At 72.0% G+C, this 3,315-nt stretch carries 2 protein-coding genes; one reads left to right on the plus strand and one right to left on the minus strand.

Annotated elements, in window-relative coordinates:
* Positions 1 to 744, minus strand: a 744-nt coding sequence (locus tag ACZ7IF_RS39230; protein ID WP_470981829.1) for an adenosylhomocysteinase, incomplete at its 3' end; no start/stop codon positions are given.
* A gap of 343 nt (positions 745 to 1,087) precedes the next feature.
* Here ACZ7IF_RS39230 and ACZ7IF_RS39235 point away from each other — a divergent pair.
* A complete protein-coding gene (locus ACZ7IF_RS39235) occupies positions 1,088 to 3,136 on the plus strand; it encodes a fructose-specific PTS transporter subunit EIIC (RefSeq protein ID WP_470981831.1) in 2,049 nt (682 codons plus the stop codon).
* Positions 3,137 to 3,315: the final 179 nt, after the last annotated feature.

Genomic DNA, 3,315 nt, shown 5'->3' on the forward strand with positions numbered 1-3,315 from the left:
GATGCCGTCGATCAGCGAGTGCCGGCAGCCGTACTTGTTGTCGAACTTCGACTTCGTCACGGCGTCGTTCACGTTGATCGCCGGGAACAGCAGGGTGCCCTCGGCCATCATCTCGTAGAGGCGGTGGACACCCGTGGTGGTCTCCTCCGTCACGCCGCGGATCTCGGACGCGAGCTGCGTCCACTTCTGCGGGGCCTCGACCAGGGTGCGGTTGAGGAGCGTGAGGATGTGGCCGTACTCCTCGGAGTCCGCGGTGGACGGGTCCGGAGCGGCGCCGGCCTTCTCGAACTCGACGCCCTTGTGGACGAGGAGGGTGGCGTCACCACCGTCGTCGAGGATCATGTTCGGGCCGCCGGTGGGGGTGTTCGGCCAGGTCAGCGCCTGCTCCGTGCACCACCAGTACTCCTCCAGCGTCTCGCCCTTCCAGGCGAAGACCGGGACGCCCTGCGGGTTCTCCGGGGTGCCGTTCGGGCCGACCGCGATGGCGGCGGCCGCGTGGTCCTGGGTGGAGAAGATGTTGCAGGAGGCCCAGCGGACGTCGGCGCCGAGGGCGACGAGGGTCTCGATCAGGACGGCCGTCTGCACCGTCATGTGCAGGGAGCCGGTGATGCGGGCGCCGGCCAGCGGCTGCGCCTCGGCGTACTCCTTGCGGATCGACATCAGACCCGGCATCTCGTGCTCGGCCAGGGTGATCTCCTTGCGGCCGAAGACGGCAAGGGAAAGGTCGGCGACCTTGAAGTCCATGGGTGCTGCTCCTCATGGTTCGAGAGGTGGGTACGGCTGGGCCGTGCACGGGGCTGGCCGGTGCACTGAGCACAGTCCGCCGCGGGGCCCTCTCTCCCCTCGGCCGGCCACGAGGACCGCCCGACCGCCATCAGCAGCGACGCCTGACACTGATGACGAATCTACACCGGTCGGCGCAGCGGACCCCAGTGGGGACGGGAACAAGTCGCGCTTCGATTTCAGGCCGTCCGGCGGGATGTTCGGGGTCTTTCGGACTTTTGATCCACCCCTTGTCTGTTGCAGGATGCCGGTGGATCGGTTCGTGCGCGCGATCTCGCGGACCAACGGCGTGAAGGAGATTCAAGTGACCAGTCCTGCCGGCCCTCCCGGTGACCGTGCGAGTGGGCCCGAGCGCCTGAAGCTGCTCGCCGTCACGGCGTGCCCCACGGGGATCGCGCACACCTACATGGCCGCCGAGAAGCTGACGCAGGCCGCCGCCGAGCTCGGCGTGGACATGAAGGTGGAGACCCAGGGCTCGATCGGGGCCGAGAACGTGCTCTCTGACAACGATGTCAGAGAGGCGGACGGGATCATCATCGCCGCCGACAAGGAGGTCGACCGCGAGCGCTTCGCCGGCAAGCGGGTGCTGTCCACCGGCGTCGCCGACGGCATCCACAAGCCGAAGGAGCTGATCGAGCGGGTGCGGAGCGCGCCGGTCCAGACGGGTACGGCCCCGGTGGGCGGCGGCGCGGGCGGCGGCGGCGGCAAGGAGCGGAGCCTCGCGTACAAGGCGCTGATGAACGGCGTCTCGTACATGATCCCCTTCGTGGTGGTCGGCGGTCTGCTGATCGCCATCGCGCTGGCGCTGGGCGGCCACGCCACGGCCGAGGGGTACGCGGTCACGCCGGGCACCTTCTGGGACCACGTCTTCCAGATCGGCGTCCTGGGCTTCACCCTGATGATCCCGATCCTGTCCGGCTACATCGCGTACGCCATCGGGGACCGGCCGGCGCTGGTGCCCGGCATGATCGGCGGCTTCATCGCGAACACGGGCGCGCTGTACGACTCGAAGTCGGGCGCCGGCTTCATCGGCGCGATCGTGACGGGCTTCCTGGCGGGCTACCTGGTCCTGTGGATCAAGAAGGTCAAGGTCCCCAAGGTCGTCCAGCCGATCATGCCGATCATCGTGATCCCGATCGTGGCCACGACGGCCCTGGGCCTGTTCTTCATCTACGTCATCGGCAAGCCGGTCTCCTGGGTCTTCGAGAGCCTGACCTCCTGGCTGTCGGGCATGACCGGCACCAGCGCGATCCTGCTCGGCGCGCTGCTCGGCCTGATGATCGCCTTCGACATGGGCGGCCCGGTCAACAAGACGGCGTTCCTCTTCGGCACGGGACTCATCGCGTCCGGGAACTACGCGGTGATGGGCATGTGCGCCGCGGCCATCCCGGTGATGCCGCTCGGCCAGGGCCTGGCGACGCTGCTGCGCCGCAAGCTGTACTCGGAGCAGGAGCGCGACACGGGCATGGCGGCGCTGTTCATGGGCGTGTTCGGCATCTCGGAGGGTGCGATCCCGTTCGCGGCGGCGCGGCCGGCGGTGGTCATCCCGGCGAACATGCTGGGCGGCGCGGTCGCGGGTGCGGTCGCCGGTGTGGCGGGCGTGGGCGACCACGTGCCGCACGGCGGTCCGATCGTGGCCGCGCTGGGTGCGATCAGCGGCTGGGTGTGGTTCCTGATCGCGATCGCCATCGGCACGGTGCTGACCGCGCTGACGACGAACGCGCTGATCGAGATCAAGGAGCGCCGGGGCGGGAAGGCCGCGCCGGCCGGGGCCGCGGTGCCGGAGCCGGTGCTCGCCGGCGTGGGCGCGGGCGCCGGGGCGGGCGCCACCGGGACGGCCGTGCGGACGCACGCGGAGGCGGCGCCCGCCACCGCTGCGGCCGCGGACGCCGAGCCGGAGGTGCTGTCCGGGTACCTGACCGCGCGGACGGTCAGGACGGAGCTGGCCTCGGACACCAAGGAGGCCGCGATCCGCGAGATGGCCGAGATGCTGGCGGCCACCGGGAACGTCCGGGACGTGGACGAGCTCGTGCGGGTGGCCCTCGCCCGGGAGGCTCAGGGCACGACGGGGCTCGGCGAGTCGATCGCGATCCCGCACGCCAAGACGGACGCCGTGGCCCGCCCCACGGTCGGCTTCGCCCGGTCCTCCGAGGGCATCGAGTGGGGCGCACTGGACGGTACGAAGGCCCGCCTGGTCTTCATGATCTCGGTGCCGGAGGCCGCGGCGGGCGACGAGCACCTGCGGATCCTGGCGCTGCTGTCGCGCAAGCTGATGGACGCGGACTTCCGCGACCGGCTCCAGTCCGCGCCGGACGGACCGGCCGTCCTGGAGGTGCTGAGCGAGATCCGGTAGCCCCCGGACCGCGTCCAGGGGGGGGGGGGGGGGGGGGGGGGGGGGGGGGGGGGGGGGGGGGGGGGGGGGGGGGGGGGGGGGGGGGGGGGGGGGGGGGGGGGGGGGGGGGGGGGGGGGGGGGGGGGGGGGGGGGGGGGGGGGGGGGGGGGGGGGGGGGGGGGGGGGGGGGGGGGGGGGGG

The sequence above is a fragment of the Streptomyces sp. NPDC037421 genome, assembly GCF_055602105.1.